Raw genomic sequence first — 24,963 nt, 5'->3', positions numbered from 1 at the left:
TGCGGATGGCTGGATACATCTCCGAGTTTCAATACTACGGCAACACCTCTCAGGAGTTCATTGAGGTCGCTCTGCCTGCGGGCACCGACCCGTCAGGGTATGCTGTCCATATTTATGGCAACGACGGCTCAATCATCCACTCTTTCCCCATCGGGACGTCAACCGGCACCATGGGGGGGCATGATGTCTACGTGATAGATGCCGCGACGCCAGGGTTCAACGACGGTGGATCAGATCCGACCGGCAACATGTATCCTGATGACGCCCTGGCGCTTGTCAATGGAAGCGGCGATGTCGAACAGTTTGTTTCATATTGGGGCAACACGGTCACGGCGACTCAGGGGCCCGCCAGCGGCATGACCAGCAGTGATGTTGGCACCGCCGGCCCCGGGGAATCGCTTCAATCGGACAACGGTGGATCAAGTTATTACACTCAAAGCTCTCCAAATTCAGGCTCAATACCAGCATGCTATGCCCCGGGCAGCCTTATTTCCACCCCAGCAGGTGCCAAGCCCGTAGAGGCTTTGGTCCCCGGTGATCTGGTTTTGACAACAGACGGTGCAGTGCGCCCCATCCGCTGGATCTGGTCCGGCACTCAACCTCTCGAGCAACTGGACCGGGATCAAAAGCCGGTCTTGATCCGTGCGGGCGCTTTGGGACCAGACCTCCCAAGTCGCGACCTGATCGTGTCGGCCCAGCATCGGATCGTTGTCGGGGCTTTTGGCCAGCTGCAAGATATATTTGACGGACCTTATATGGTGCCCGCGAAAGCGCTCACCGGCATGCCAGGAATTCGCTTCATGCCCGGAAAACGCTCGATCGTATGGCATCATTTCCTTTGCGATGATCATTGCATCGTTTTTGCGAATGCGCTGGCGTCTGAATCCTTGCTTCTCGGCGCCGGGATCGTCGGGGCGCTGCGCCCAAATCAATTGGAAGAGCTATCGCAGTTGCTAAGCCGCCCGATAACGTCCGCCACCCGCGAGCAGCCCGCCCTACCCTGCCTGACCGTAGGCCAGACCAAAAAAGCTCTCGCGCGCCGAAAACATATCCATAACTTGGCAGGCGGCCAGCGACATCAAATATTAGCAATGGGCGGCAGGTTAGAATCACATCCTCCTTTGCCCAAAGGTTGCACCCGCCAGAGATTTCTCGATCGAGCAGACGCAGGTTAGTGGTCGAAAAGATCAACGTGAAGAAACAAATATGGTTTACGGTACGCCCTGGCCAACGCTCAATTGATCTCTGGCTCCGAGACGGGCGCGCCGAATTCCGTCCCAAGAAAATCGAAATCGCAACCTTTGTCGGCCTGCTGAATATGCTGGGCGAACATCCAACCATATCCGCGCTCATAACGTGGTTCAGGCACCACCCATGCGGCGCGACGCTCGGCCCACTCGGCGTCTGACAGCCGAACATTCAAGGATCTGTTTGGAACATCCAGATCAATAACATCACCGGTGCGGATCAGAGCCAAGGGCCCGCCCATATAGGCCTCCGGTGCGACATGCAGAATACAAGCCCCGTAAGACGTCCCCGACATGCGCGCATCCGAAAGACGCACCATATCGCGCAGACCCTGTTTCAGCAGCGCTTTCGGCATTGGGATCATCCCCCATTCCGGCATCCCCGGACCGCCCTTCGGCCCGGCATTGCGCAACACAAGGACGCTGTCGGCGGTCATTGGGTAGTTCTCGTCATTGATGATGGCTTTGAGCTCATCATAGCTATCCGCAACAATGGCCGGACCGGTATGTGTCTGGAATTTCGGGTCCATTGCGGCTGGCTTGATCACGGCACCGTCCGGCGCGAGATTGCCGCGCAGAACGGCAAGCGAACCTTCTTCATAAACCGGTTTGTTCAAGGGGCGGATAACGTCCTCATTGTGATTTCTGGCACCGCTTATGTCTTCTGCAAGCCTCTTGCCGGAAACCGTTCTGACCGACAGATCCAGCTTGTCGCCAAGCTCTTTCATCAAGGCCGGCAATCCTCCCGCATAGTAGAAATCCTCCATCAGGTATTCGCTTCCCGACGGGCGTATGTTTGCGAGGACCGGCGTGTTGCGGCCAATCGCGTCAATCTCGTCGAGGCCCAGGGGAACCCCTGCCCGGCGCGCCATCGCAATCAGATGAATAATGGCATTGGTGGAGCAGCCTGTTGCCATCGCGATGGTCACCGCGTTGCGCGTTGCAGCCGGCGTCATTATTTTCTCAGGCGTCAGATCCTCCCAGACCATATCCACGATCCGTCGGCCGCAGGCTGCCGCCATACGTTTGTGACTGGCATCCGGCGCGGGAATGGATGAAGCCCCGGCCAAGGTCAGCCCAAACCCTTCGGCAATCGACATCATTGTTGATGCCGTTCCCATGGTCATGCAGGTTCCGTATGACCGCGCGATGCCGCCTTGTACGCCCTCCCACTCCGATTTGCCGATGGTTCCAGCGCGACGTTCGTCCCAATACTTCCAGACATCCGTGCCGGAGCCCAGCTTTTGTCCGGCGTAGTTTCCGCGGAGCATCGCGCCAGCCGGCATAAAAACGAATGGCAAACCCATCGAAACCGCCCCCATTACCAACGCTGGGGTGGATTTGTCGCATCCCCCCATCAACACAACACCATCCACCGGATGGCTGCGCAGCGTCTCTTCGACCTCGATAGCCCCCAAATTTCGATAGAGCATGGAGGTGGGCTTGAGGAATTGTTCGGCGAAGTCATGAACCGGCAATTCTGCGGGCGTGCCGCCAGCCTGCAAAATACCCCGTTTCACCCATTCCGCCCGGTCTCGCAGGTGGTGATGACAAGGCGAAAGATCAGACCAGGTATTGATGATGGCGATAACCGGCTTGCCTTCCCAATCTTCCGCTGTCCAGCCCATCTGCATCGCGCGGCTGCGATGGCCCATCGAACGTAAGTCATCTGGTGCGAACCAGCGTGCAGAGCGAAGGTCTTCTGGTTTTTTGGGCATGGTCCGACTGGTCCGGGCAATTGATTGGTGCAGGTTCGGAGGTTAGCCTAGCACCTCGCATGCACGCACGCCACAATCAGCAAGCCATATTTGGCACCGCAGCCATCGAGAACTGAATGCGCACGGGTGGCCATTTCGAAGAGGTCGTAACCTTCGATGAAGAGCTACTCAGCCGCGGCAAGAGAGCACCCTCTACGGTCCCCTGTACAACCAGCAACGCTAGCCCGGAATGTAAGGCTCGACAGCAGGTTCCTGGGCTTTCCACAGCGCTTCGAAATCTTGCAAACCAAGCGTCGCAACGGTCTCGTTGTTTGGGCCGAGAATTTCATAAATCATGCCGTCGGTCCCGCGATTGCTGAACCACGCGATGCAATCGACATCGCCCCCGCCTTCGGTGTGCGGTGCGCCGCCGCCCGGTTTTTCCACAAAACTCGCCGTAGGACGTATCTCTGTGAGATCGCCATTCTCATCGTAGAGCCGTAGCTCGCCCTGAATGATGAAGGTGCTGTAATCCGCATGGTGCCGGTGCAGAATGATCTTCTGATTGGCCGAGAATTTCAGCAGCAGGTCAACCACTTTCGCCTCTGGATCAACCTTCAATACGTGGTACCACACATGGTCGATGCCCTCGAGCGTGTTCCATTTAACGTTGGATTGATCAAAAGTTGCGGCCGCTGCAGCTGCCCTGGCAGCGCCAGTCCCCAGGCCCGCAGTCGCCGTTGCGGCCCCCAAGCCTACAAGCCCCTCGCGACGCGTAAGTGATGGCGTTTTCATAGATTTCTCCCCTCGTTTTCAGAACCATATCTTCGTGGCATTCTCTGCTAGCACATCGCGCCTTTTGCTTCTTGCCATTTGGTGCCATCCTCACTGTGGCAAGGAGGCGGGATGACAGGGTACACGCGTGCAAGCGCCCTTGGGCCGATAACAGAGTTTGTCGAGACCCGCGGCGGGTCGATCGAGCGGGTTTTCGATCGCGTTGATTTGCCTTTGGCTCTGCTGGATAACCCAGATCTTCCGTTACCATTGACAGAACAGTTCAAAGTGCTCAGCGAAGCGGCCCATGAAATCGGTGATCCGTTTTTTGGCGCGGCTATCGGGCGTCTGGTAAGAATGGAGAAGCTGAGTGCCTTTGGTGCGTGGGTCACCGGTGCCCCGACGCTGGCGGGCGCAATTGATCGCTCCCACCGTGGATTGAACCGTTTTTTGCAAACGGCAACCGATCTACAGTTTCGCGTTATTGATACGACCGCGCGCTGGTCAATCGAGTTTCAGGATGCAGGCGCTCACGGGCGTTTTCAAAACGAACTCTTGGGGGTCAGCTATCTGATTGACGGTGTGCGCAGTTTTGTCGGGCGATCGTGGACACCAACGCTGGTCAGGTCCACCTGCACCGGGGCAGCACAAGCGGCTGCATTGGAAAAGGTGTTCGAAGCGCCTGTGATGCACAGCGCACCGGTCTCCGCGGTGGAGTTTGACGCAGCCCTCCTGTCAGCGCGGGGTCGACGGCAAACACACGCAGAGCCCGGGATTGAACCGCCTATCCCCTTGCTGCCGGGTTTTCGGGAAGATGTTGCGGCTCTGTCCGCGATTGCCCTGCTTGAAGGACGTCCAAAAATTGACTGGGTGGCGTCCAAACTGCAAAGAAGCCGCCGCTCTTTGCAACGGTCGCTTGACGCAGAAGGCGCGAGCTTCTCACACTTGTTGGACGGTCTTCTGAAGGATCGGGCCATCGCATTGATCACATCGACGAACCGCAACGTCACCGAGATCGCTCATCAATTGGGCTACAGTGATGCTGCGCATTTTTCTCGGGCATTCCAACGCTGGACGGGGCTTGTTCCCTCACGGTTTCGAAAAATAAATCACAACCTGGTTCTGCCAACCTAGTTGAACGCCCATTGTATGCAATTGGTACGGCTGCGAACAACGGACAGGTTGCGGCAAGAATGCGCCACGGTCTGGCCATAGGCATATCACCTTCCAACATAGCGAATTTCAGGCTGGTGCCGCGCCATCACGCATAGGGTTTGACCCGGCCTGTCGATTGTTCGAAACATAAGCCTCCAGACAAGGATATGAGAAACCGATGAATAATTTCGATTTTGAAGGCCGGACAGCCATCATAACCGGTGGCGCCCAAGGCATCGGCAAGGCCGTCGCGGAAGTGTTGGCGAGAGGCGGTGCGCGCGTGGCCCTTTGGGACACCGACCAGCCGTTGGCCGATGATACGGCCCGTCAACTCGGCAACAGGTCACTGGCGGTTGAGATCGACATCGCGGACTGGGACAGCGTGGATGCGGCATATGCACAGACCAAGGACGCCTTTGGACATGTCGACATCGTGGTAAACTCCGCTGGCATCGCAGGCTCGAACAGCCCGGTTTCCGACTATTCCGTCGAGGAGTTCCACCAAATCGTCGCAGTCAATCTGCTTGGAACATTCCACGTCAACAAAGCGGTCGCGGCGGATATGCGCGCGCAGAACTATGGCCGGATCATCAACATCGCCTCGGTGGCTGGCAAAGAGGGCAACCCGAACGCAGCCGCCTATTCGTCGTCCAAAGCGGGTGTGATCGGCTTTACCAAGTCACTCGGCAAAGAGCTTGCCGACTGCAATATTGCGGTAAACTGCGTCACGCCAGCCGCCGCGCGCACGCGCATATTCGATCAGATGAACCAGGAACACATAGACTACATGTTGTCGAAAATCCCGCGTGGACGGTTTCTGGAGTTGAAAGAGGCGGCTTCGATGATCGCCTGGCTGGCTTCTGCAGAAAACAGCTTCACAACTGGTGGCGTGTTCGATCTGTCCGGAGGGCGGGCCACATATTAGGCAACCAAACAAATGCGGCGGTGCTGAAGAACTCTGGTGCTTCAGGCTGGTCTTTTACGCAAGTCTCAATGACCAAGGCAGGCTTATTCGCCCGGTCGTTTGGTTTCGATGCCCCAGATATTGACTACTTCTTCGAACCCGACCCTTTTGTTCGATGAAGATTTGCAAACCGCGTTGCCTTTGCCAATCAGTGCCTGGCGCATCATCAAATTCTATTCGGTTCCGCATTTTCATCCGCTGCTAGTCGCGCAGCAAGGAATGGGTGACCTAGAAATCACAACAATTTCCAACGTGAGAAGTCAGTTTCTAAAAAATAGTCCAGGACGGTGACCTGACGGCAGATTCAACACCCGTAATGCGGCCTCTAGCTGTCCCGCAAATCGCTGACACGTAATATCGAAACACAAGTCTAAAGCGCCGCCATATGAGCTTACACTCATGGCGCACGCGCGACTGTGCACAATGCAAGGTAAGACCAGCACAAGCCGCCCAATTGCCTGCATCTGCTTGATCACCCTGATGAGCCAAAGAATTCAGGTCGGCGTGGGCCGCGCGTATCACGCACGTTCAACCTACTGCCGTCTGCACCCATATCGTTTTGGTCTGGAGGTACTGCTCCAGCGCTTCGGTGCCATTATCGCGGGCGAGAGACCCCGACTGCTTGTACCCTCCAAAAGGCGTTTTGATATCCCCTTCGGAAAATCCATTCACCGATACGGTACCGCATGGCAAAGACCGCGCCATGTGCAACGCGCGATCAATATCCTGGGTGAAGACTGTTGCATGCAGCCCGTAGTCGGTATCACTCGCGACGGTCAGCGCTTCCTCCGCGCTTTTCATCGGCATAATTCCCAGAACCGGCCCGAATATTTCTTCGCGCGCAATCTTCATGTCAGGCGTTACGTTCTGAAACACGGTTGGCGCGATGAAGTAGCCCGGCAGATCGCTGTCGCCGCCTGCTATCATCTGCGCGCCATCATCCATGCCGCTTTGAATATAGTCCATCACCATGTCTTTATGATCCCTGGTGATCATCGACCCGATGTCGGTTTCAGGATCCAGCGGGTCCCCGAGTTGGAAGGCTTTGACCCGGTCCAGGATTCGCCCGGTAAACTCTTCGACAAGGGGGGCGGCAATCAACTGTCGCATATTGGCTGAACAATTCTGACCGCCGTTCCAGAAAGCCGACATGGCGGCATGTTCGATGAGATCGTCGGTGAGCCTGGCATCCTCCAGCACAATGAACGGACTTTTCCCGCCCATTTCCAGACCAACCCCTTTGAGATTGCTGTCCCCGGAATAGCGCATGAACATGCGCCCGACCTCGGTAGAGCCTGTAAACGAGACTGTATCGATGTCATTGTGCAGGCCAATCGCCTTGCCAGCCGTTTCACCGAAACCCGGAACGATGTTGATCACACCATCCGGCACACCTGCTTCCTGCATCAATTCCGCCAAGCGAAGTGTCGACAGGGGCGTCTGTTCGGCGGGTTTGATCACGGCCGAGCAGCCAACCGCCAGCGAAGGCGCAATTTTCCAGGCCGCCATGACAAGCGGAAAATTCCACGGAAGAACAGCACCGGCCACGCCCGCCGGCTCCTTTGTGATCAGGGCCATTGCCCCCGGTCCGGTGGGCGCGATCTTGCCAAATGTCTTGTCGGCAAGCTCTGCATACCACTGAAAGAAATTGGGAACCTCACCGCCGATTTCGTCCAGACAGTCGCTGATGGTCTTGCCGGTGTCGAGACTTTCCAGCACCGCCAGTTCATGGGAGTTTTCGCGCACCAGCCGCGCCACCTTCAGCAACACCTCTTTACGCTCTTCAGGCTCCGCACGTGACCAGATTCCAGCGTTAAAGACCCGTCGCGCCGCGGCCACCGCGCGGTCGACGTCTGCGGCTTTACAATGTGCTACCGCTGCCAGAACCTGCCCGGTTGCAGGGTTGACCGTTTCAAAGACCGACCCATCGGCGGCCTCACAGAACTTCCCGTCAATGAATGCCTTGCCGTTTGGCTTGGTCTTGGCTGCGAGTGCCTGAAATTCGGCGTGCGAAAGCGTCATTGATATCTCCGTCTGTTATCTGCGCAGGGTGCGAGCAAATTTTCGAATGTCATTCACCAGCATCTCGGGCTCCTCCATCGCGGCGAAATGCCCTCCCCGCGGCATCTCTGTCCAATGGGTGATGTTGTAGATGCGATCGGCATATGATTTTGGCGGCCATCGCAGCATTTCTGCCGGAAAGACCGCGCAGCCGGTTGGCACCTCCACGCGCCTGCCCTCGGCGGACAAAATCCGCCCGCCCTCCTCGCGGCGCCCGTAATAGATCCAGGAGGCTGAGTTGAAAGAGCGCGTCACGATATAGATCATGATGTTGGTGAGCAGCTCATCCTTGCTGTGCGCGCTTTCGATCTCTCCCACCGGCACATCCGACCAGTCATGAAACTTTTCCACCAGCCACGCCGCGATCCCGACAGGGCTGTCCATCATAGCGTAGCTGAGCGTTTGTGGACGTGTGGCCTGTTGTGTGCGGTAGCCGTTCTGCATGATCTGATCTTCATCGAATTGCCGCGCCCAGGCGATCTCCTGCGGTGTTTGCGGCCCGTCGGGGTGGCGCATGGTCAGCACATTGATGTGAATGGCGGAACAGGCGGGCGCATGTTCGTACCCAAGCCACGAACAAATCGCGCCCCCCCAATCGCCGCCTTGCGCAAGATAGCTTTCAAAACCCAGATGCCTGGTCATGAGCGATGCAAGAACGCCCGCCATTTTTCGCGGCCCATAAGGGCGCGGCGGCCGTCCGGAGAATCCAAACCCGGGCAAAGACGGGGCAATGACGGTAAAGGCATCCCGGATATCGCCCCCGAAACGCTCAGGATGCGCGAGAGGTTCGATCAGATTGAGGAACTCGGCCACCGATCCGGGCCAGCCGTGACTGATCAACAAAGGTATCGGATTGGGTCCGCTACCAGTTTCATGAATGAAATGCAGATCGATGCCATCCACTTCGACCATAAACTGCGGAAAGGAATTCAGCCGCTCTTCCTGCGCGCGCCAGTCGAATTCATCGACCCAGTAGGCGCAAAGTTCCCGCATGTAATCCAGATTGGTCCCGTAATCCCAACCCCCGTCATCGGGCATCTCGTGCCAGGGGAACTGAGCGACCCGGGTCCGGATGGTGTTCAGCACGTCATCAGAAACCCGACACGCAAACGGGCAAGCCGCATTTTCCCCATGCTTTCGATCTTTCACAGAGAGTTCTCCCGACATGACTACCCCTGTAAGCTGATGCATTCCCGACCCGTCGTTCAATCCAGTTAACTATCTCATGCCAAAAACACCGAGAGACAGGTCACGCAATTCGAAGGGACAGATGGCCCGCCGATGCGCTACAACAGGCGTTTTACTTCTTTGGCGATGATCTGCACGCCGGTCTCAAGCTTTGAAACGGGCACATAGGCAAAGCCCAACCGGAAACTCCGGCAATCATTTTCGTTGAGGTAATAGTCCTGACCGCGGTCCACCAGCACACCTTCGGCCCGCAAGCGCACAGCCAGTTCTGACGCGTCAAAGCCATCCGGCCCCGTCAACCAGAAAGATGTGCCGCCTTCAGACTCTGTACGCTGCAACATGCCCAGGTGTTTGGTGAGCGCACGGTTCATGGCATGCCAGCGCTTGTTGTAGCGCCGCTCGATGTTGCGAAGATGTGAATCGTAGTGGCCCAGTTGAAAGAAAAGCGCGACGATTTCCTGCACAATCGTGGGCGGATGGCGCATCATGACCCCGCGCGCGATGCGCGCCTCGCGAATAATGTCACGATGTGCCACGATGAAGCCAAGCCGGATACCCGGAGAGACGGTCTTGGACAGGCTGCCCACATAGATCACACGTCCTGTCTGGTCGATGGAGCGCATGGACGGAGAAGACTGGGCCACGTAGTTCATCTCGGCTTCATAGTCATCCTCGATGATCAGGAAATCCTTGGACACCGCCGCTTCCAGCAATTCCTCGCGCCGCTGCTGGCTCATGGTGACCATAGTCGGAAACTGATGGCTCGGCGTCGTGAAGACTAACTGACAGCCGGCGGGAATAGCGCTTGGAATGATACCATCACCGTCGATTGCAACACCGATCAATTCGCTTCCCGCCAGACGAAACGCATTGCGGGCACCGAAAAAGCCGGGGTCTTCCAGCGCAATGGGTTTGCCAGACTGTGCAAAGATGGTTCCGAGAATATAAAGGGCGTTCTGTGATCCAAGGGTGATCAATATCTCGTCGTCATCGGCATAGATGCCTCGGGTATTCAACAGTCTTTGGCGCAGTTGCTGAATCAGCTGAGGGCTGTCGCTCTCAACCGAGTCGCTTGCCCAGACCGGCATCTGTTTGCGACCCAAAGCCTGACGGGTGCATTCCCGCCAGCCGTCGACAGGAAACAAGTCGGGATCGATCTGATTGTAGATGAATGGATATGGATAGGCGTTCCAGTCCAGCGGGTTCACCACTGGCATCAGGTTGTTGGGTTGAAATGAGACCGGGCACGCAACGGCCCGTCTGGTCATGCCGCTCTTGCGCGACTGCGCCTGCTTTAGTGCCGCCACCTGCGGTGCCACAAAATATCCCGAACGATCCCGGGATACCAGAAGCTCCAGATCAACCAGACGGTTATAAGCCGCGAAGACCGTGTTGCGGGATACATCCAACTGCTCCGCAAGCTCGCGACAAGATGGCAACGGACGGTCATGCGCAAGAGATTCCGATGTGATCGCAGCACTGATGAGTTCGCAAATCTGGTCCCGAAGACTGAGTTGCGACTTCTCCGGCAGTTTCGGAAATCTGGGTGTGACCGAAGCCATGCGCCGCTCCCCTGTTGACCCCGCGCTTGCACAAACGGAACACTAGCGGCGATGGGGACAGATTGTCAGACCCAAACCGAACTGTCCCCTTCTTTCAAACCATCTGTCACTTTCTTTGCCCCGACCCGCGGTGAAAGATGTTGCCAATCAAGATACAACGATGGGAGTGGAGAAGATGAATCTATTGACGATGGGAAAAGCATTTTGCGTCGCAAGCGCTCTGGCCTTGTCGGCGCAAACCGCTGCCGCCGAAAAAGTTCTCAAGCTGGGAACGGTTGGGTTTCTCGGGATGCCAATCGGTGACGCCATTGACCAGGCGTTGATCCCGACACTCGAAGAGGTCTCGGGCGGTAAGCTCAAGATCGAGCCGCATTACCGCAAATCGCTGTGCAGTGAACAATCCTGCGGGGAGCAAGCCAATCAGGGGCTGTTGGCTCTCTGGACCAGCTCGACCGCAAATTTCGGCAATTTCGGAACAGCTCTGGCGATCTTTGATCTGCCCTACATCTTCAAAAGCATCGAAGATGCCGATCGGATCTCCTCGGAATGGCTGGCCGAAAAGCAATGCCAGGTAGCAGCGGAGGAAGCCGGACATGTCTGCCTGACCGTGTATTCCAGCGGCGGATTTCGCCAGTTGGGCAACGCCCATGGTCCGGTCCATGTACCGACCGATATGGAAGGCATCAAATGGCGCGTCACCAAAAGCCCGATTGAATACACTCTGGTCAAGAACTGGGGCGCCGTTCCGGTACCTTATGACTGGGCTCAGCTCTATCAGGGTCTGCAAACTGGCGTCGTCTCGGGACAATACGTTGCAACGCCTTGGCAACACGTGGCCAAGCTACATGAGGTCGCGCCCTATTTCACCGAAATCGGCGGATCATGGTCCGGCAATCAACTGTCGATCGACAAACGTCAATACGATGCGCTGAGTGACGAAGAAAAGGAATGGCTTCACACTGCAGCAAAGGCCTTTGGTCAGAAAGTACAGGATCTGGATCGCGCCTGGGTCGAGGCCGGTGAAACCGAGATCAAGAAGACCGCCAAGGAATGGTATGTGCCCACCGAAGACGAACTCGCCCAATGGCGCGCGGGCGCAATTGACGCCTGGCTGAACGCAAAAGGCACCTATGATCCGGCGACAGCACGCCGCGTCCTGGAAGAACAGGGCATGGCCGGTTTCATTGCTCAGCTTGAGGACGCCGGCGCGCTATAAGAGACGCAGGCCATTGGTTGACCAACGCAGGCGCGGAATGATGTTCCGCGCCTGTGCATGACGAAATACAAAAAAACGACAAAGCTCACCGGGGGCATTCTGAATGGAAAGCGTTGCGCTACTGATCATACTGGTCGTGCTGATTATGCTGGGCGCGCCGGTTGGTTTCACCATGATCCTGATCCCGGTTGTGTACATCCTGATCACCGATGCCGCGCCAATGATCCTGATCCCAAGCCAGATGTTCAGCGCCATCGATTCCGTACCTCTGACGGCTATTCCCTTCTTTATGCTGACCGGCGAACTGATGACCTCGGCGACGATAACCGACCGTCTGGTCGATCTCAGTCAACGGATCATCGGGCGGATGCGCGGCAGCATGGCTCAGGCGAATGTCCTGGTCAGCATGTTTTTTGCCGGTATGAACGGATCGGTTGTTGCGGATACGGCAACGGTCGGCTCGTTACTGGTCCCGGGTATGAAGAAGGCAGGATACCCGCCTGAATTCGCAGCCGCCATCACCGCTGTCAGTTCGACCATCGGCGGGATCATCCCGCCGTCGATCATGATGATTGTTCTGGCCAACGCTGGCGGCATCTCCGTTGGCGCGCTCTTCGCAGGCGGGATCATCCCCGGCCTCATGATCGGCGCGCTCTTGATGGTGATCAATTACATCATTGCCCGGCGCAACAATTTCGAACGCAGCGATGAGCCCTTCAGCCTAACGGGCATCGCGGTTGCCGGCTATAAATCATCTTTCGCCCTACTGATCCCCATTGTGCTGGTGGGTTCAGTTGTTTTCGGTATCGCGGGCGTTGTCGAGGCCGGAGCACTGACAGCTACAATCGCGCTGTTTGTTGGTCTTTTCATCTACCGCACAATCACCTGGGGGAACTGCAAAAGCGCCTTTGTGCGGGCGTTTCGCAATTCTGCCATGGTGTTCATCATCATCGCCGCCTCCGGCCCTTTCAGTTGGCTTCTGACATCGCTTGGCGCCATCGGGCAGCTTGAGGAATGGTTGCTCGGCTACACCTACAATCCGCTGATCTTTGCGCTTGTGCTTGTGCTGTTCATCTGTCTTCTCGGGATGGTTATGGATTCAGCGGCCAACATCATTGTTGTAGGCCCGGTTCTTGTGGATGTCATGGTTCAAGCCGGATACGCGGATGTGCAGGCCGCCCTTGTCGTCGTTGTTGGCTTTTTGATCGGATCGGTCACCCCGCCTGTGGGTGTCGCTTTCTTTACCGCAGGCGCAATTGCCGAAGTCCGGCTCGAGAAAGTCGCCATCGCTATGCTGCCCTATCTGGCGGCATTATTCGTATTGCTGTTCGTGCTGATCGTCATACCGGACATCACCATGTACTTGCCGCGCGTTCTGGGCTTTGCCGGATAACGGATCGGAGGGATTTGGAATGATTGCAACAATCAAGTTCATCGACAGCGCCGTCAAGAAAACCCTGACGGCCTTCTGCGCCACGTTGCTATTGATGATGGTGGCCTTCACGATCTACTCGGTCGTGATGCGCTACGTTTTCAAAAACCCACCGATTTGGGGCGACCTGCTGACGGTGCTGAGCAACATCTGGCTGGTGTTTTTTGCCCTGGCGCTCACCGTGCGCGACAAAGATCACATCGCGCTCGATCTGATCTACAACTGGCTCCCTTTGAAAGTCGCCTTTTTCATTCAGCAGTTCTGGACGGCGGTCATATTCTGTCTTGGGCTTGTGATGATCATCTGGGGAATTGAGGCCGTGGCAACCATGGGCGGCAAGTATTGGGAAATGTGGCACTTTGCCTGGGAAGAAAACGGTATCGTTTTCAAACCAAACTACATGCCCAAGAAATATGCGGTCGCCATCGTTCCCATCTCTGGCCTTCTGGTCTGCGTTGCCGCCCTTGCCTCGATTGCTGAGGACAGTTTGCGGTTTATTGCCGGTACATACAGGCAGGCAAAAGATCTCGAGCTGAGCGAGTAGCGACGCGCGGTGCGGCTGGCAATCATTTCACTTATCGACAGAGCCATGCCGCATTACCGACAGACGCCACGCATTAGATTTTGACAGCTACTCTTCAACCCCGCTCCACAAGGTCACGTATCGGAACACTATGCCGGCTAACGACCGGTTTGATCGCGACATATGAAAAATACTTGTCGATCCCGAGGTTGCGGTCGAGCAGATCTTCCATGATTTCCTGGTACTGCGAAACGCCGCGTGCAACGAATTTCACCAGATAGTCGTAGCCGCCACTCAAAAGGTGGCACTCCATGACATTTGGGTGTTTGCGAATCTCGATCTCAAATTTCATGAAGTCTTTGCGGCGATGATCCGAGAGGGTGATTTCGGTGAACACGACCACATGTTCAGCGAGTTTCTTGAGATTGATGACGGCACGATAACCTTCCACATATCCCGCTTTTTCAAGCCGTTTGACACGCTGGAGGCAGGGGCTGGGCGACAAGCCGACGGCATCGGCCAGAGCAACATTGGTAATATTGCCCTGTTCCTGAAGAGTGGACAGGATATTGATGTCGATCCGGTCAAGCTTTGGCGAACCCGTCATCTGCCCTCCCCTCGTGCCCTAGCCGCCCAATTCGGCCTGATGCGCTTTGACCATGTCGATCATGCTATTGAATTGGAAGTCATAGCTCGGCATGTCACCAGGATTCATCGTGGCGCCAAACCCCTTTTTGTCGTGGCGACGATATATCCAGCAGTTGGTAAGCCCATGTTTGTTAGCGGGCGCATGATCGTGGAACATGCTTTCAGCTGTATGCAGGATGTCACCCTTTTCGATGCCTTGACGCTCTAACATCTCAAGCATGTAGTCAAAATTGCGATCAAACGGCTTGTAGCTGCCGACGTCTTCGGCGGTATAGACACCATCAAAGAACACACCCAAACGGCGGTTCGCGCCTGAGAACGTCAGGTTGTCTGTGTTCGTCAAAACAATCAGCTTAAAGTGCTTCTTGAGGTAGGTCAGTGCTTCGATCGTATCATCGAAGGCGGGCCAGTGGCGCGCAGACTTGCCATAGGCATCACATTCTTCCCAAGTGACCTCAACGCCCCATTCCTCTGCCAGGCGGCGATACACCACGGGCAACAATTCATAATATTTTTTTGCAGGCGTATAACGTTGTGTCGTGCTTTCGTAATAGGCATGTGCCTCAAGAATATCGTCGCGCGACAACGCGCGGCCCACCCGGTCGGTCAGCGGCTTTAGACCGGTGATCATTCCGGTTTCCCAGTCAATCAGTGTCCCGTAGACGTCGAACGTCAGGGCTTTGTAGTCGCTCAGTTTCATCAGGCTGTCCTTTTACTCTACGGAACATGTGTTCGATGTCGCACGGCGGCGGGTGATCGACAGGTTGATTTCAAACTCAGAAACGCAGATGACGCTTTCCATAGTGTCGGGCCAGTTCTGCGCGATCACCGGGCGAATGCAGTGGGCGGTATTGTTTTCAATATGCGAGCGTGACGACATCGGCATTGCTTCCTTCCAGATATACATCCAACTCTACCTGATTTCCTCAAATGAAAACTGCGGCTTTGGATCGTTTTCAGCACGAAAGACCAAATAAGCTCAAGCTGGCAGCATAAAATGCTGCTGCTATCCATCTGTATTGTAAAGGGCTAAAGTAGATTCTTCTCAAGAAGTTCAGTAGCGCAGCATTTCATAGGGGTACCTGCCATGCCCGTGCCTGTGGTTTTTGTCAGCGTCGCGCGCGTGACGGCTTCGCATGATAACCGAACGCGCTTGGTTTGGTGAGGTTAGTGAATGGCCACCACGCCCTTATCTAGCAAGCGACCCAAATGACCCAGCTTTCCCGCCTCACAGTTGGGACAACGCGTCCAAAACTTCGGAAAAGCGTGGCTCAGGGTTGCGCAGCTCAGACCAAATCAAAGAGATATCCGCCGCAGCCTCCGCCGTGGATATCGGCACCGTAACTATTGGCTTGCCGTCATAGCTGACGTCACCGGGCGGTCGGGCATAGCTGATACCGACGCCCGCACCATGTGCTGCAAGAGATCGCATCAGTTCCAACGATCGGACACGTTGCTTGATGGTCGGACTGAGGCGCAGTTTGTCAAAGAGGCCCCGGACGAAATGCTCGGACAGATCCTCGTCAAACAGGAGGACGGGATGTGTGGCCAGCTCTGCCAGTTCCAGGCTCGACCGGCGGGCAAGTGGGTGATCCCTGGACAGGAACGCGACCGGAGCGATGGTCTGAACGACACGGCGGTCAAACCTTCCTTCAAAACCAACATCATAGGAAATTGCGAGATTCACCCGCCCTTCGGAGAGATCATCGGCAAGATCAGAAAACCGCCCCTCGCGCGCCTTGAAGCGCATCGTCGGAAATTGAAAATGCATTCTTTCCAATGCAGGCGCCAGATACCAAGGCGCAATATCCTCGAAAAACCCGATCACGAAAGGAGGCGCTTTCGCTGGTCCCCGCTCGATCTCTTCAGCCTGTTGCAGAAGCGCGCGGGCGCCCTCGATAACTCCATGGCCATAGGGCGTGATGTTGACCGATGACCCTTTGCGACGCAGGAAAACAGGTTGCCCCAACTGCGCCTCCACCCGGGTGATCGCAACCGAAAGCGAAGGCTGGGAGACGTTCAAAAGGGACGCTGCCCCTGTCAAGCTGCCTGTGTCCGCCACTGCAACGATGTATTCATATTGCCGAAGTGTATTATATAGCATCAAGCTACTAATAATATGAATATCCATTATTAGAAACTATTTTATGGAAGTGATACTCTGGATGAAATCGCAGAGGGGCGCAGCAATGCACGCACTTATCACTCAAGAGCATGTCGATACGTTTCAACGTGATGGAGTTGTCCTGATCAAGGGCCTGTTCGCAGATCATGTGGAAACGATCCGCGCCGGGATTGAACGCAACATGGCGACACCTGGACCATACGCGGCCGAAAACCTCAAAGACGGAGAAAGCGGTCGGTTCTTTGACGACTATTGCAACTGGACCCGCTTTTCAGAATTCGAGGAGGTGATCCGCCAGTCGCCGGTCGCGGAAGTTGCCGCCGATCTGATGAAATCACAGCGCGTTCAGGTTTTCCACGATCATGTTCTGGTCAAGGAACCCGGAACGTCCAAGCCTACGCCCTGGCATCAGGACGGGCCATATTACTTTGTCGATGGCGTCCAGAACGTAAGCTTCTGGTCACCGGTGGATCAGGTAACCTCTGCCAGCCTGCGCTGCGTTGCTGGCAGCCATGCCTGGGAGAAACCCGTGCTACCAACAAGGTGGTTGGCCGAGACCAGCTTTTTCCCGAACGAGGATGACTACATGCCCGTGCCGGACCCGGATGCCGAAGGGATGGAGATCAGGGAGTGGGAAATGCAGCCGGGTGATGCGGTCGCGTTCAACTATGCGACGCTGCATGGCGCGCGGGGCAACACTTCCACCTCTCGGCGGCGCGCATTTTCTTTGCGACTGGTTGGGGATGATGCGCGATACGTTGAACGACCCGGCCCGACCTCGCCGCCGTTCCCAGGTCACAATATGACACCCGGCCAACCTCTGCGCGATGACTGGTTCCCGGTGATCTATCAACGCTGAAAATCTGCGGGCTCAAATTGCGGTACCCCTTGCCGCTTTGGCGGCTCCTCAGACCGGTCGCTCGTCGAGCACGCTGCGTCTCCATACTTTGGCCAGCTGACAGAGAGGGCAAAAAAGGATTGGTTCCCGCCAGGAAACTCTAGGTCGGCAGGTGCCCGGCAGAGCCATGATCAAAAGCACTCCCTCAGTGCACTACGCTTTCGGCTCAACTGCCAAAATAACATAATGCTTACGGACATAGCTTTTGACATGCCAAACGGGTTGCAAACCGTTGTCCATGACAAAGGCATCCCCTGCTTTGACAGTTCTTGATGCACCGTCAGCAGTTTCGATCCGCGCTTCGCCTTCAAGAATATGGCAAAACTCGATCTGGTCGTTCATCGGGCCGCGAAAAACACCGGCTGTGCTGTCCCACATCCCGGATTTGAACGTACCGTCCGCGCCAACAAAATAGCTCCATACATTCTGTTCGGGTGCGCCTTCCAGAATGTCCTCGGCAAATTCTTTTTTGAAGGGTTTTGTGTCGAGTTCCGCGAAGTTCACAAATTGCATGCTGAATCCCTTTTCTAAGACTGTCCGGATCGTGTGGCGCGATCCCAGATCATGCTGGCCTCGTCCTTGGCTGACATCGCAGGCGCCATGAGCGGGACCGCCAGGCGAGATAGAGAATGGAACGGAATAGGCGTCACCGAGGTGACCGGAAAAGAAAGGTCGTTGTTGCTGCCACCCAGAACCTTGCGCGCAAGACTGCGCCCCATCACGGAGGTCATGGCAATGCCTCTGCCGCTAAACCCCAGTCCGGCGATAACGCCTGGAGCAGGTTGATGCATCCTGGGCATCATGTCTTGTGTGACGCCAATGCGCCCCGCCCACGTACATTCGATTTCAATGCCATCGAGTTGTGGGAACACCGCTTTGAGACCTCTTTTCAAGCGCCCGTGCCCACCCAATGTGCCAACATTGTCGCTGCTACCAACGCATCCGAAAATTAACCGGTTATCCGCATCGTAGCGCGCAAAATATATGGCCAGCCTGGTGTCTGCGATGGTTTTCCTGCCGGGCAAAACACTGGCTTGTTGTTCTGCGCTCAGCGGCGCGGTAGCCAATGCAATACTGTACATTGGCAAAAGGGTTTGACGCATCTTTGGCCACAGATCATCCGTGTAGGCATTTGTTGTCAGGATAACGGTATCGGCGGTGATCTCTCCACCCGGCGTCTTGACCCTCCAGCTTTTGCCATTTCTCTCGATACCGATTGCCGGTGTTCTCTCAAACAGGCGCGCGCCCGCAGCCCGAGCGGTCCTGGCAAAACCCCGGGTCAAGCCAAGCGGTTGCACAAACCCGCCTTTGGCATGGTGTAGTGCAAAACCGTAGGCGCCGGACCCGACACCCTTTTGGGTTTGCTCTTTTGAAAGAACACTTATTTCGGCGCCTTCCGCAGACCAGGCCTTGTGTAACCGTTCCAGCCCACGCTTGGCGTTGCGGGTGTGTGCGGCCTGGATCCAGCCATTCTGTTCTGCTTCACAATCGATGCCGTAACGGCGAATATCGTCAAAGAGATCATCAGCGGCCGTGAGCGTCGTCTGGATCAGGCGGTCGCCCTGCCCTACACCGTATTTCTTGCGCAACTCATCCGGCGTCGCACGCCAGATCGGGTTGCACTGGCCGCCGCTGCGTCCAGACGAACCAAAACCGATTTTCTGCGCATCAATGACAATGGTGTCCGTGCCTGCCTCTGCCAGCGAAATTACGGTTCGAAGTCCGGTCAGACCTGCGCCGACAACCAGCACATCCGCATTGTCGCCCCCCTCAAGAACGCCGCACTCGGGAGCAGGTGGTGCTGTTCGATCCCAGTGAACTTCTTGCTTGATCACAAACTTACCTCGGTTATTTCACGACACTATCGTATCGCAATGCAACACATTAGTTTTACATTGCATGACAACGCTTTCTTTGCCAAGGTTATTCTCGGTGATGTCTAGAAGTTCTTGCCAACAGGATTGCGGCTGCTGGCTTGCCTCAGACCATCTGACCAAAACGCGCCGAAATGGCTTCTGTTTTGGCCAGAAGCAAAGGCGTTTGCTTCAACAGATCGGCGAAAGTGGCATTACGCAACGGGACCCAAAGACTGATCGTTGCAAGAATGCGTTGGTCATAATCCAAAATGGGCGCGGCGATACCCGCCACCTGATAGAACTCCTCCCTATCAGAAACTGCGTACCCGTTCTTTCGAATGTTTTTCATATCCTTTTCCAACGCCGCGCGCGTGGTGAGCGTAGTTTCGGTGAATTTTTCCAATTCGGCGACAGCAAAGTAGCTATCAAGCTCCTCCTCGGTCATATGAGCCAAAAAGACCTTGCCTGCCGCTGTATTGTGAAGCTCCGACTGACCGCCCGTTTTGACAGCCAACCGGTAAGGGTGCGGGATACGGGTGCGGACGAATGTGACTGTATGTTCAGTGCGAACAGACAGCGCCACATTCGTGTTGGTTTCTTCAGACAATTCGATCAGGTCCTGATCCTCGATCAGGCTCAAATCCATCTTTTCCCAGGCCGCGTGCGCCCAGTTCAACAATCGTGGTCCCGTGGAATAAGTTCGATCCCTTTCGTCATATTGGACAAGATCCTGCCCCAAGAGAATTGAAAGAATGCGGTGGGTGGAGCTTTTGTTGAACCCAGTGGCCAGCGCAATTTCGGTCTGTGTCAAACGTCCCTTGGTATGCGCCAGCAGATCGATGACCGCGACACTCTTTTCCACGATGGAGCTTTGAACTTCACGCACCATATCAGCTTTCCCGTACTTTCTGTTCCCCTTTGCATCAGACCTCGAATAACCACGCTCGGCAACATGATTGTTGACACTCGGCATCAACAGAAATATTCCGCAATAAGAAACTTATATTCTGCATTGTGAAACACCTGTTCTACCGATCAATTGCGTAAGGGAGGAACCACCTGATGAAAAAACTGATCAACAAACCCGAGAACTATGTCGATGAAGTGTTGCAGGGCATGACCGCTGCTCACCCTGAAACCTACAAGATAGACGGCGCAACCCGCCGGATGCTGAGACGCCCGACAGCGATAGCAGGCAAGGTTGGCGTGATTTCGGGCGGCGGTTTTGGCCACCTTCCGGTTTTTGCCGGCTATATCGGCGATGGCTTGCTTGACGCGTGTGCTGTCGGTGATGTTTTCGCATCTCCCGATATGAACCCGATGCTTGAAGCCATCCAGTTCGCTGATCAGGGAAAAGGTGTGCTTTGCGTTGTTGGAAACTACGGCGGAGACCGCATGAACTTCGACATGGCGTGCGAAATGGCCGAGATGGATGATATCACCGCAACAAAAGTCATCGTTTCCGACGACGTCGCCGCCGCAGGCCCCGAAGAAGCGGAGAAACGCCGCGGCGTGGCAGGGTTTGTCTTTGTGACCAAGATTGCCGGTGCTGCCGCTGCGGCGGGTCGTTCCCTTGAAGAGGTCGCCGCCGCCGCCCAGTCCGCAGCAGACAACGTACGCTCCATCGGTGTTGCGCTTTCTTCCTGCACGGTACCACAAGCTGGCAAGCCAACCTTCGACATCGCAGATGACGAAATGGAAATCGGCATGGGCATCCATGGTGAGCCGGGAGTGCGCCGGGGCCGGCTCCGCCCGGTGGATGAGGTCGCTGATGAGATGATCGACATGTTGCTGGCCGACAAGCCCGTCAAAAACGGCGCGCGGATTGCGGTGCTGATCAACGGGCTTGGGGCCACCCCGATAGAGGAGCTCTACCTTCTCTTCCGCCGGGCAAAGCAACGCTTTGAAACTGCTGGCGCGGTGATCGCGTTTCACAGGGTCGGGAATTTTGCCACCTCGATGGAAATGGCGGGCGCCTCCATCAGCATCCTGCATCTGGACGACGACCTGGAAACGCTGCTCAAGGCGCATGCTGCCTGCCCTTTCTGGAGGAACTGAACATGGCGCTCACTACCGAAACGCTGAAACTGGCAATCGAGAAAATCCACAGCAAAATAACGCCCATCGGCGACGAAATGAACTCGCTGGATGGGAAGCTCGGGGATGGCGATCTGGGCGTTACTCTCGTGAACGGTTTCAACAACCTTAACGGCATAAAGGACGATCTGCCTGAAGATACCGGCATGGCGCTATTTGCCATGGCAAAATCCGTGACGGCCGTGTCCGGCTCCAGTTTCGGCACGCTGCTTGCCACCGCGCTCATGGCTGCGGGCAAGAACGCAAAGGGACAACGCGCAATTGCCTGGTCGGACATCGGCACGCCGCTTCAGGCAGCCCAGGACGCGATGATCGCACGCGGGGGCGCAAATCTTGGCGACAAGACGATGCTGGATGTGATGGATGCTATCATTGCCGCCGTCACAGATATCGATGATCCCGACAGATTGCGCACTGCGGCAATCAAAGCGACCATTCAGACCGTCGAAGAGTTCCGAAACAAACCAAACAAGATTGGCCGCGCGCGGGTCTATGCCGATAAATCGATTGGCATGGATGACCCCGGCATGATGGCTCTTTTACGTTTGCTGGAGTGCCTTTAGCAAATGCGCCACGGCTGGATTTACGCCCAAGGAAAGGCGAACCAGCGGCGCGCTGCAGGTAGCGAGCAATGAAGCCCTGCGCCGTTCAAGAATGGACCGATCTGACGAGAGATCTGCTCAGGCGTGATCGCGCGCATGCCTCGATAGGGCAATAGATGATGCGGGCGAGAGGGCACGGCACCACCAGAGGGCAAGTGGTTTCACTCCGCCTGATGCTGGTTGTACATGTCGACCACGATCTCCCAGCCGTCGCCATTCTTTTCGAGAACAAAGAGGTAGGTACCGGTTGCGGCGACGTCCGCCCGTTCAACGTTTAGATCATAGTCTCCGATCATCACTGCCTGTGTTCTGTCATCGGACAGGAACAAATGATCGAAGCTGTGCGAGAATTCCCCCTCGTTCTTAACAATGAAGCCGAAAGTGCCAGCTGGAACGTCAAGCCCTTCCACAGGCCGCTCGGCTGGCGCGATCCAGAGCGGCGCCTCATTATAGAGCGCCAGGAAGGCCTCGAGGTCGTAGCTTTCCGCGATCTCGTTGAAACGGTCATTGTAGGCCGTGAAGGCTTGTTGGGCTTCTGTATCCATGGTCATGGCAGGCAGGGCCGCTAGCGTGGCGAGGGCCAAGCCTATCAGGGAGGCGTGCAAGCGCATTGCGTTGTCCTTTCAGGTCAATATTTATGTTTGAGAGCATATTGCGGGAGAGCGTCAGGCTGCGGGGCGCAAAAAGATTACCTCGCGCTTGACCTGCCAGCGGCCGTCGTCATGCACCAAATCGATGCTCAAGGTCAGATCCATGTCCACGCCCGAGAGGTCGTTTTTGCGAGACAGGAGCACATGGGCAGTGTCGCCCCTCACATCTATGCTGTGATACTTGGCCCAGGTGTTCATTGGCGGATCACCCGCGTCGCGTTTGGCGGCGAAGAGACCCTTGAACGTGTCTTTATTGGCGGTGTTCAGATTGTGATCGGTGTCGATCATGACGACATGCAGGTTGTTGTGATAAATGCGGTCCAACGTGTCTACATCATAGGTCGTCGCAGTCTGGATCAGATCATCAATAGCGTTCCGGACTTCCCTAATCTGTTTGTCTGTCTGGGTCATCTTGATTTCTTTCGGTTGCAACGATCGGTCACGGCCTGCATCGCGATCGGCGGAAACGCCATGATAGAACTGGCGACGAATGCTGTTTTAGGCCGCAACATGGGTACCTCGAATGGGATAGTTGTTACCGGGATCACGGATAAAGCGCAGACCGCCCAGCAACGTTTTCAAGTCGGGCCGCGCAAAGGGGGCGTTGGAAATGTCGACGATCTGCACAGCACCTTCGGAATTCACGACAAAGATACCGGGTTCGGCAAAGTGCCTATCGGTCTCCTGAGGCGAGCGCGGGTTGGAGACGTAAAGTCCAAGTGCGCGCATCTGCTCTATGCTCAGGTCATAGGCGACGGGAAAGTTCGGCCCGACAAGTGCCATTTGATCGGTGGCCTTGACTTCGGTGTCTGCTGATACGGCGACGACGTCCACGCCCAACGCGTGGAAATCAGGCAACTGCGTATTCAGCTCTTGCAGATAAGCTGTGCACATAGGGCAATGCTTGCCGCGATAGACTGCCACCAATTGCCAGTCCCGCCCGGCCTGCGGTGCCCCGAGCGTTAGATCACCACCGCCCAGTTGCGGGACCGCGATACCGGGAAACGCCGAGCCTGCGATGAGTTTTTGTGAGATCATTTTCGTGTCCTTGATATTTTGTGATGATCATTATAAAATGCAGGTCAATAGATAAGTCAATGGTTTTGTAATGAACGACACAAAAAAGGTCGGAAGACCCAAAAAATTTGACCGTGATCAGGCTTTGCTCGGGGCAATCAGCGTCTTCTGGAAGCAAGGATACGAAGGGGCTTCAATGAAGCTCCTGACCGATGCGATGGGGATCAACAGCCCTAGCCTCTATGCGGAATTCGGCGATAAGCATGCTCTCTATCTCGAAGCGATTGACCGCTATGCTAACAATGACGCCTGTGCACCGCTCGTCGCTCTGGAAAGCGAGCCTGACATTGGCTTGGCCGTACGGGCTTTTTTCGAGGCGGCAATTAACTATTCGACGCATCATGAAAGCGGTGCGCGCGGCTGTTTCCTTGCATCCTGCGTCGCAACAAGCGCCGGTCATGTGGAAGGCACAGCCGAAATGCTGCGCGATGCGATCGAAGCGACAGACATTCGCATTACAGCACGGTTTGATCTGGAAAAGGCACGTGGCACTCTGCCGTCAGATTTCCCCTCGTCGGATCGCGCAAAACTTCTCTTTGATCTACGGCAGGGGCTGGTGTTCCGCGCGCGCGCAGGGCTCAGTGATAGACAACTGTCCAAGGATATCGACAAGAATGTCGCTGCGGTTATGAGCTCAATCGCTTAAACTCATAAAACGGAAATTCAGAGAACCACAAGTTTGTCAGCTGATCAGGAATAGCTCCGCAGAAACATTTGAAACTGCGATTTTTGAGCAGAAGCACCGATCATTTTTGGGTTCCGTTTCAGAGCCTTGGGGGTACGCTGTTTTTAGATGATCGAGCAGACATTCAAGGTACAGGATTACGCAAGCATATTGACCAAAGCTGAACATAATTTGATCTGTCTGTCGTTTTGAAGTTGCTTTTTGGCCCCGGTGCGTCTGGTTCGTGCTGGCGGGGTTGGAAGAGAGCCCCCTGGGGAGGGCCTTTTTCCGTGTGTCGGTACGTGTTTTTGATCGCCGGTAAAGGCTTCGAGCGTGCCACTGGCACCCTCGCCGGGCAAAGCCCGGATCAGCCTTTACCCTTCCACGGCACCAGGATGCGTTCGGCCCATCGCATCAGCATGTCGATGCCGAAGCCGATGACACCGATGAGGATCATGCCGCGTCCTCCTTACCGCCCATAATTTCTTCTTCCATGTCCCAGATCATGTTCAGGATCTCTTCGCGCT

At 55.8% G+C, this 24,963-nt stretch carries 25 protein-coding genes and 1 pseudogene; 10 read left to right on the top strand and 16 right to left on the bottom strand.

Annotated elements, in window-relative coordinates:
- Window positions 1-5: 5 nt before the first annotated feature.
- Window positions 6-1,175 carry a Hint domain-containing protein gene (locus Q0802_RS23000; RefSeq protein ID WP_298922265.1) on the top strand — a complete coding sequence of 390 codons (1,170 nt, stop codon included), beginning with the start codon at window positions 6-8 and terminating at the stop codon, window positions 1,173-1,175.
- 59 nt (window positions 1,176-1,234) lie between these two features.
- Here Q0802_RS23000 and araD read toward each other — a convergent pair whose 3' ends face one another.
- Entirely contained in the window at window positions 1,235-2,965 is a 1,731-nt protein-coding gene (gene araD / locus Q0802_RS22995) for an L-arabinonate dehydratase (protein ID WP_298922264.1), read from the bottom strand.
- A gap of 219 nt (window positions 2,966-3,184) precedes the next feature.
- Window positions 3,185-3,739 carry a hypothetical protein gene (locus tag Q0802_RS22990; protein ID WP_298922263.1) on the bottom strand — a complete coding sequence of 185 codons (555 nt, stop codon included), beginning with the start codon at window positions 3,737-3,739 and terminating at the stop codon, window positions 3,185-3,187.
- Window positions 3,740-3,850: 111 nt separating this feature from the next.
- Between Q0802_RS22990 and Q0802_RS22985 the strand changes: the two genes are divergently transcribed.
- Both Q0802_RS22985 and Q0802_RS22980 read left to right on the top strand, forming a co-directional pair.
- Window positions 3,851-4,852, top strand: a complete 1,002-nt coding sequence (locus Q0802_RS22985) for an AraC family transcriptional regulator (RefSeq protein WP_298922262.1) — start codon at window positions 3,851-3,853, stop codon at window positions 4,850-4,852.
- 199 nt (window positions 4,853-5,051) lie between these two features.
- On the top strand, window positions 5,052-5,798 hold the full coding sequence (locus tag Q0802_RS22980) for an SDR family NAD(P)-dependent oxidoreductase (RefSeq protein ID WP_298922261.1): 747 nt from the start codon (window positions 5,052-5,054) through the stop codon (window positions 5,796-5,798).
- A 567-nt stretch (window positions 5,799-6,365) separates the two neighbouring features.
- On the opposite strand, the gene Q0802_RS22975 is transcribed toward Q0802_RS22980, so the two are convergent.
- The 3 genes from Q0802_RS22975 to Q0802_RS22965 form a co-directional block, all read right to left on the bottom strand.
- On the bottom strand, window positions 6,366-7,859 hold the full coding sequence (locus tag Q0802_RS22975; RefSeq protein WP_298922260.1) for an aldehyde dehydrogenase: 1,494 nt from the start codon (window positions 7,857-7,859) through the stop codon (window positions 6,366-6,368).
- Between the two features lie 15 nt (window positions 7,860-7,874).
- Entirely contained in the window at window positions 7,875-9,047 is a 1,173-nt protein-coding gene (locus Q0802_RS22970) for an epoxide hydrolase family protein (RefSeq protein ID WP_298922259.1), read from the bottom strand.
- Window positions 9,048-9,184: 137 nt separating this feature from the next.
- A complete protein-coding gene (locus tag Q0802_RS22965) occupies window positions 9,185-10,648 on the bottom strand; it encodes a PLP-dependent aminotransferase family protein (RefSeq protein WP_298922258.1) in 1,464 nt (487 codons plus the stop codon).
- Window positions 10,649-10,823: 175 nt separating this feature from the next.
- On the opposite strand from Q0802_RS22965, the gene Q0802_RS22960 reads away from it, so the two are divergent.
- The 3 genes from Q0802_RS22960 (at window position 10,824) to Q0802_RS22950 (ending at window position 13,840) form a co-directional block, all read left to right on the top strand.
- A complete protein-coding gene (locus tag Q0802_RS22960; protein ID WP_298922257.1) occupies window positions 10,824-11,864 on the top strand; it encodes a TRAP transporter substrate-binding protein in 1,041 nt (346 codons plus the stop codon).
- A 103-nt stretch (window positions 11,865-11,967) separates the two neighbouring features.
- The gene (locus tag Q0802_RS22955) at window positions 11,968-13,257 is read left to right on the top strand and encodes a TRAP transporter large permease (RefSeq protein ID WP_298922256.1); all 1,290 of its coding nucleotides are present in this window, start codon (window positions 11,968-11,970) and stop codon (window positions 13,255-13,257) included.
- A gap of 19 nt (window positions 13,258-13,276) precedes the next feature.
- Window positions 13,277-13,840, top strand: coding sequence for a TRAP transporter small permease (locus Q0802_RS22950; RefSeq protein WP_298922255.1), 564 nt, complete (start codon window positions 13,277-13,279; stop codon window positions 13,838-13,840).
- A 94-nt stretch (window positions 13,841-13,934) separates the two neighbouring features.
- On the opposite strand, the gene Q0802_RS22945 is transcribed toward Q0802_RS22950, so the two are convergent.
- From Q0802_RS22945 to Q0802_RS22930, 4 genes are all read right to left on the bottom strand, one after another.
- Entirely contained in the window at window positions 13,935-14,426 is a 492-nt protein-coding gene (locus Q0802_RS22945; RefSeq protein WP_298922254.1) for an Lrp/AsnC family transcriptional regulator, read from the bottom strand.
- Window positions 14,427-14,444: 18 nt separating this feature from the next.
- Window positions 14,445-15,167 carry a haloacid dehalogenase type II gene (locus Q0802_RS22940; RefSeq protein WP_298922253.1) on the bottom strand — a complete coding sequence of 241 codons (723 nt, stop codon included), beginning with the start codon at window positions 15,165-15,167 and terminating at the stop codon, window positions 14,445-14,447.
- Between the two features lie 12 nt (window positions 15,168-15,179).
- A complete protein-coding gene (locus tag Q0802_RS22935; protein WP_298922252.1) occupies window positions 15,180-15,374 on the bottom strand; it encodes a hypothetical protein in 195 nt (64 codons plus the stop codon).
- Window positions 15,375-15,695: 321 nt separating this feature from the next.
- Complete coding sequence (locus tag Q0802_RS22930; RefSeq protein ID WP_298922251.1) at window positions 15,696-16,571, bottom strand: LysR family transcriptional regulator; 876 nt, start codon at window positions 16,569-16,571, stop codon at window positions 15,696-15,698.
- Window positions 16,572-16,656: 85 nt separating this feature from the next.
- Here Q0802_RS22930 and Q0802_RS22925 point away from each other — a divergent pair, with 85 nt between their 5' ends.
- The gene (locus Q0802_RS22925; RefSeq protein WP_298922249.1) at window positions 16,657-17,451 is read left to right on the top strand and encodes a phytanoyl-CoA dioxygenase family protein; all 795 of its coding nucleotides are present in this window, start codon (window positions 16,657-16,659) and stop codon (window positions 17,449-17,451) included.
- Window positions 17,452-17,643: 192 nt separating this feature from the next.
- Here the strand turns inward: Q0802_RS22925 and Q0802_RS22920 are convergent, their stop codons facing one another.
- From Q0802_RS22920 to Q0802_RS22910, 3 genes are all read right to left on the bottom strand, one after another.
- Entirely contained in the window at window positions 17,644-18,003 is a 360-nt protein-coding gene (locus Q0802_RS22920; protein ID WP_298922248.1) for a cupin domain-containing protein, read from the bottom strand.
- A gap of 14 nt (window positions 18,004-18,017) precedes the next feature.
- Complete coding sequence (locus tag Q0802_RS22915; protein ID WP_298922247.1) at window positions 18,018-19,325, bottom strand: FAD-binding oxidoreductase; 1,308 nt, start codon at window positions 19,323-19,325, stop codon at window positions 18,018-18,020.
- 145 nt (window positions 19,326-19,470) lie between these two features.
- Complete coding sequence (locus Q0802_RS22910; protein WP_298922246.1) at window positions 19,471-20,235, bottom strand: IclR family transcriptional regulator; 765 nt, start codon at window positions 20,233-20,235, stop codon at window positions 19,471-19,473.
- 173 nt (window positions 20,236-20,408) lie between these two features.
- On the opposite strand from Q0802_RS22910, the gene Q0802_RS22905 reads away from it, so the two are divergent.
- Entirely contained in the window at window positions 20,409-21,404 is a 996-nt protein-coding gene (locus tag Q0802_RS22905; RefSeq protein WP_298922245.1) for a dihydroxyacetone kinase subunit DhaK, read from the top strand.
- Window positions 21,405-21,406: 2 nt separating this feature from the next.
- A complete protein-coding gene (locus Q0802_RS22900) occupies window positions 21,407-22,006 on the top strand; it encodes a dihydroxyacetone kinase subunit L (RefSeq protein WP_298922244.1) in 600 nt (199 codons plus the stop codon).
- Window positions 22,007-22,206: 200 nt separating this feature from the next.
- Here the strand turns inward: Q0802_RS22900 and Q0802_RS22895 are convergent, their stop codons facing one another.
- From Q0802_RS22895 to Q0802_RS22885, 3 genes are all read right to left on the bottom strand, one after another.
- A complete protein-coding gene (locus Q0802_RS22895; protein WP_298922243.1) occupies window positions 22,207-22,656 on the bottom strand; it encodes a hypothetical protein in 450 nt (149 codons plus the stop codon).
- A gap of 54 nt (window positions 22,657-22,710) precedes the next feature.
- On the bottom strand, window positions 22,711-23,106 hold the full coding sequence (locus Q0802_RS22890) for a nuclear transport factor 2 family protein (protein WP_298922242.1): 396 nt from the start codon (window positions 23,104-23,106) through the stop codon (window positions 22,711-22,713).
- A gap of 87 nt (window positions 23,107-23,193) precedes the next feature.
- Window positions 23,194-23,733: a peroxiredoxin-like family protein gene (locus Q0802_RS22885; RefSeq protein WP_298922241.1), complete on the bottom strand. Its 540-nt coding sequence runs from the start codon at window positions 23,731-23,733 to the stop codon at window positions 23,194-23,196.
- 70 nt (window positions 23,734-23,803) lie between these two features.
- On the opposite strand from Q0802_RS22885, the gene Q0802_RS22880 reads away from it, so the two are divergent.
- The gene (locus tag Q0802_RS22880; RefSeq protein WP_298922240.1) at window positions 23,804-24,418 is read left to right on the top strand and encodes a TetR/AcrR family transcriptional regulator; all 615 of its coding nucleotides are present in this window, start codon (window positions 23,804-23,806) and stop codon (window positions 24,416-24,418) included.
- A 385-nt stretch (window positions 24,419-24,803) separates the two neighbouring features.
- Here the strand turns inward: Q0802_RS22880 and Q0802_RS22875 are convergent.
- A pseudogene (locus Q0802_RS22875) lies at window positions 24,804-24,896 on the bottom strand (taurine transporter subunit); the annotation flags it as partial.
- Window positions 24,897-24,963 lie beyond the last annotated feature (67 nt).

Source organism: uncultured Roseobacter sp., assembly GCF_947495275.1.
Classification (GTDB): domain Bacteria; phylum Pseudomonadota; class Alphaproteobacteria; order Rhodobacterales; family Rhodobacteraceae; genus Roseobacter.
This window is presented reverse-complemented; position numbering and strand designations above follow the sequence as displayed.

Excerpts from the sequence above, each read along its gene's own strand:
- araD (WP_298922264.1), bottom strand. The coding sequence starts at position 2,965 with ATGCCCAAAAAACCAGAAGACCTTCGCTCTGCACGCTGGTTCGCACCA.
- Q0802_RS22905 (WP_298922245.1), top strand. The coding sequence starts at position 20,409 with ATGAAAAAACTGATCAACAAACCCGAGAACTATGTCGATGAAGTGTTG.
- Q0802_RS22940 (WP_298922253.1), bottom strand. The coding sequence starts at position 15,167 with ATGAAACTGAGCGACTACAAAGCCCTGACGTTCGACGTCTACGGGACA.
- Q0802_RS22930 (WP_298922251.1), bottom strand. The coding sequence starts at position 16,571 with ATGCTATATAATACACTTCGGCAATATGAATACATCGTTGCAGTGGCG.
- Q0802_RS22980 (WP_298922261.1), top strand. The coding sequence starts at position 5,052 with ATGAATAATTTCGATTTTGAAGGCCGGACAGCCATCATAACCGGTGGC.
- Q0802_RS22960 (WP_298922257.1), top strand. The coding sequence starts at position 10,824 with ATGAATCTATTGACGATGGGAAAAGCATTTTGCGTCGCAAGCGCTCTG.
- Q0802_RS22925 (WP_298922249.1), top strand. The coding sequence starts at position 16,657 with ATGCACGCACTTATCACTCAAGAGCATGTCGATACGTTTCAACGTGAT.
- Q0802_RS22890 (WP_298922242.1), bottom strand. The coding sequence starts at position 23,106 with ATGACCCAGACAGACAAACAGATTAGGGAAGTCCGGAACGCTATTGAT.
- Q0802_RS22990 (WP_298922263.1), bottom strand. The coding sequence starts at position 3,739 with ATGAAAACGCCATCACTTACGCGTCGCGAGGGGCTTGTAGGCTTGGGG.
- Q0802_RS22885 (WP_298922241.1), bottom strand. The coding sequence starts at position 23,733 with ATGATCTCACAAAAACTCATCGCAGGCTCGGCGTTTCCCGGTATCGCG.
- Q0802_RS22975 (WP_298922260.1), bottom strand. The coding sequence starts at position 7,859 with ATGACGCTTTCGCACGCCGAATTTCAGGCACTCGCAGCCAAGACCAAG.
- Q0802_RS22950 (WP_298922255.1), top strand. The coding sequence starts at position 13,277 with ATGATTGCAACAATCAAGTTCATCGACAGCGCCGTCAAGAAAACCCTG.
- Q0802_RS22985 (WP_298922262.1), top strand. The coding sequence starts at position 3,851 with ATGACAGGGTACACGCGTGCAAGCGCCCTTGGGCCGATAACAGAGTTT.
- Q0802_RS22935 (WP_298922252.1), bottom strand. The coding sequence starts at position 15,374 with ATGTATATCTGGAAGGAAGCAATGCCGATGTCGTCACGCTCGCATATT.
- Q0802_RS22920 (WP_298922248.1), bottom strand. The coding sequence starts at position 18,003 with ATGCAATTTGTGAACTTCGCGGAACTCGACACAAAACCCTTCAAAAAA.
- Q0802_RS22945 (WP_298922254.1), bottom strand. The coding sequence starts at position 14,426 with ATGACGGGTTCGCCAAAGCTTGACCGGATCGACATCAATATCCTGTCC.
- Q0802_RS22880 (WP_298922240.1), top strand. The coding sequence starts at position 23,804 with ATGAACGACACAAAAAAGGTCGGAAGACCCAAAAAATTTGACCGTGAT.
- Q0802_RS22955 (WP_298922256.1), top strand. The coding sequence starts at position 11,968 with ATGGAAAGCGTTGCGCTACTGATCATACTGGTCGTGCTGATTATGCTG.
- Q0802_RS22895 (WP_298922243.1), bottom strand. The coding sequence starts at position 22,656 with ATGCGCTTGCACGCCTCCCTGATAGGCTTGGCCCTCGCCACGCTAGCG.
- Q0802_RS22965 (WP_298922258.1), bottom strand. The coding sequence starts at position 10,648 with ATGGCTTCGGTCACACCCAGATTTCCGAAACTGCCGGAGAAGTCGCAA.
- Q0802_RS23000 (WP_298922265.1), top strand. The coding sequence starts at position 6 with ATGGCTGGATACATCTCCGAGTTTCAATACTACGGCAACACCTCTCAG.
- Q0802_RS22900 (WP_298922244.1), top strand. The coding sequence starts at position 21,407 with ATGGCGCTCACTACCGAAACGCTGAAACTGGCAATCGAGAAAATCCAC.
- Q0802_RS22910 (WP_298922246.1), bottom strand. The coding sequence starts at position 20,235 with ATGGTGCGTGAAGTTCAAAGCTCCATCGTGGAAAAGAGTGTCGCGGTC.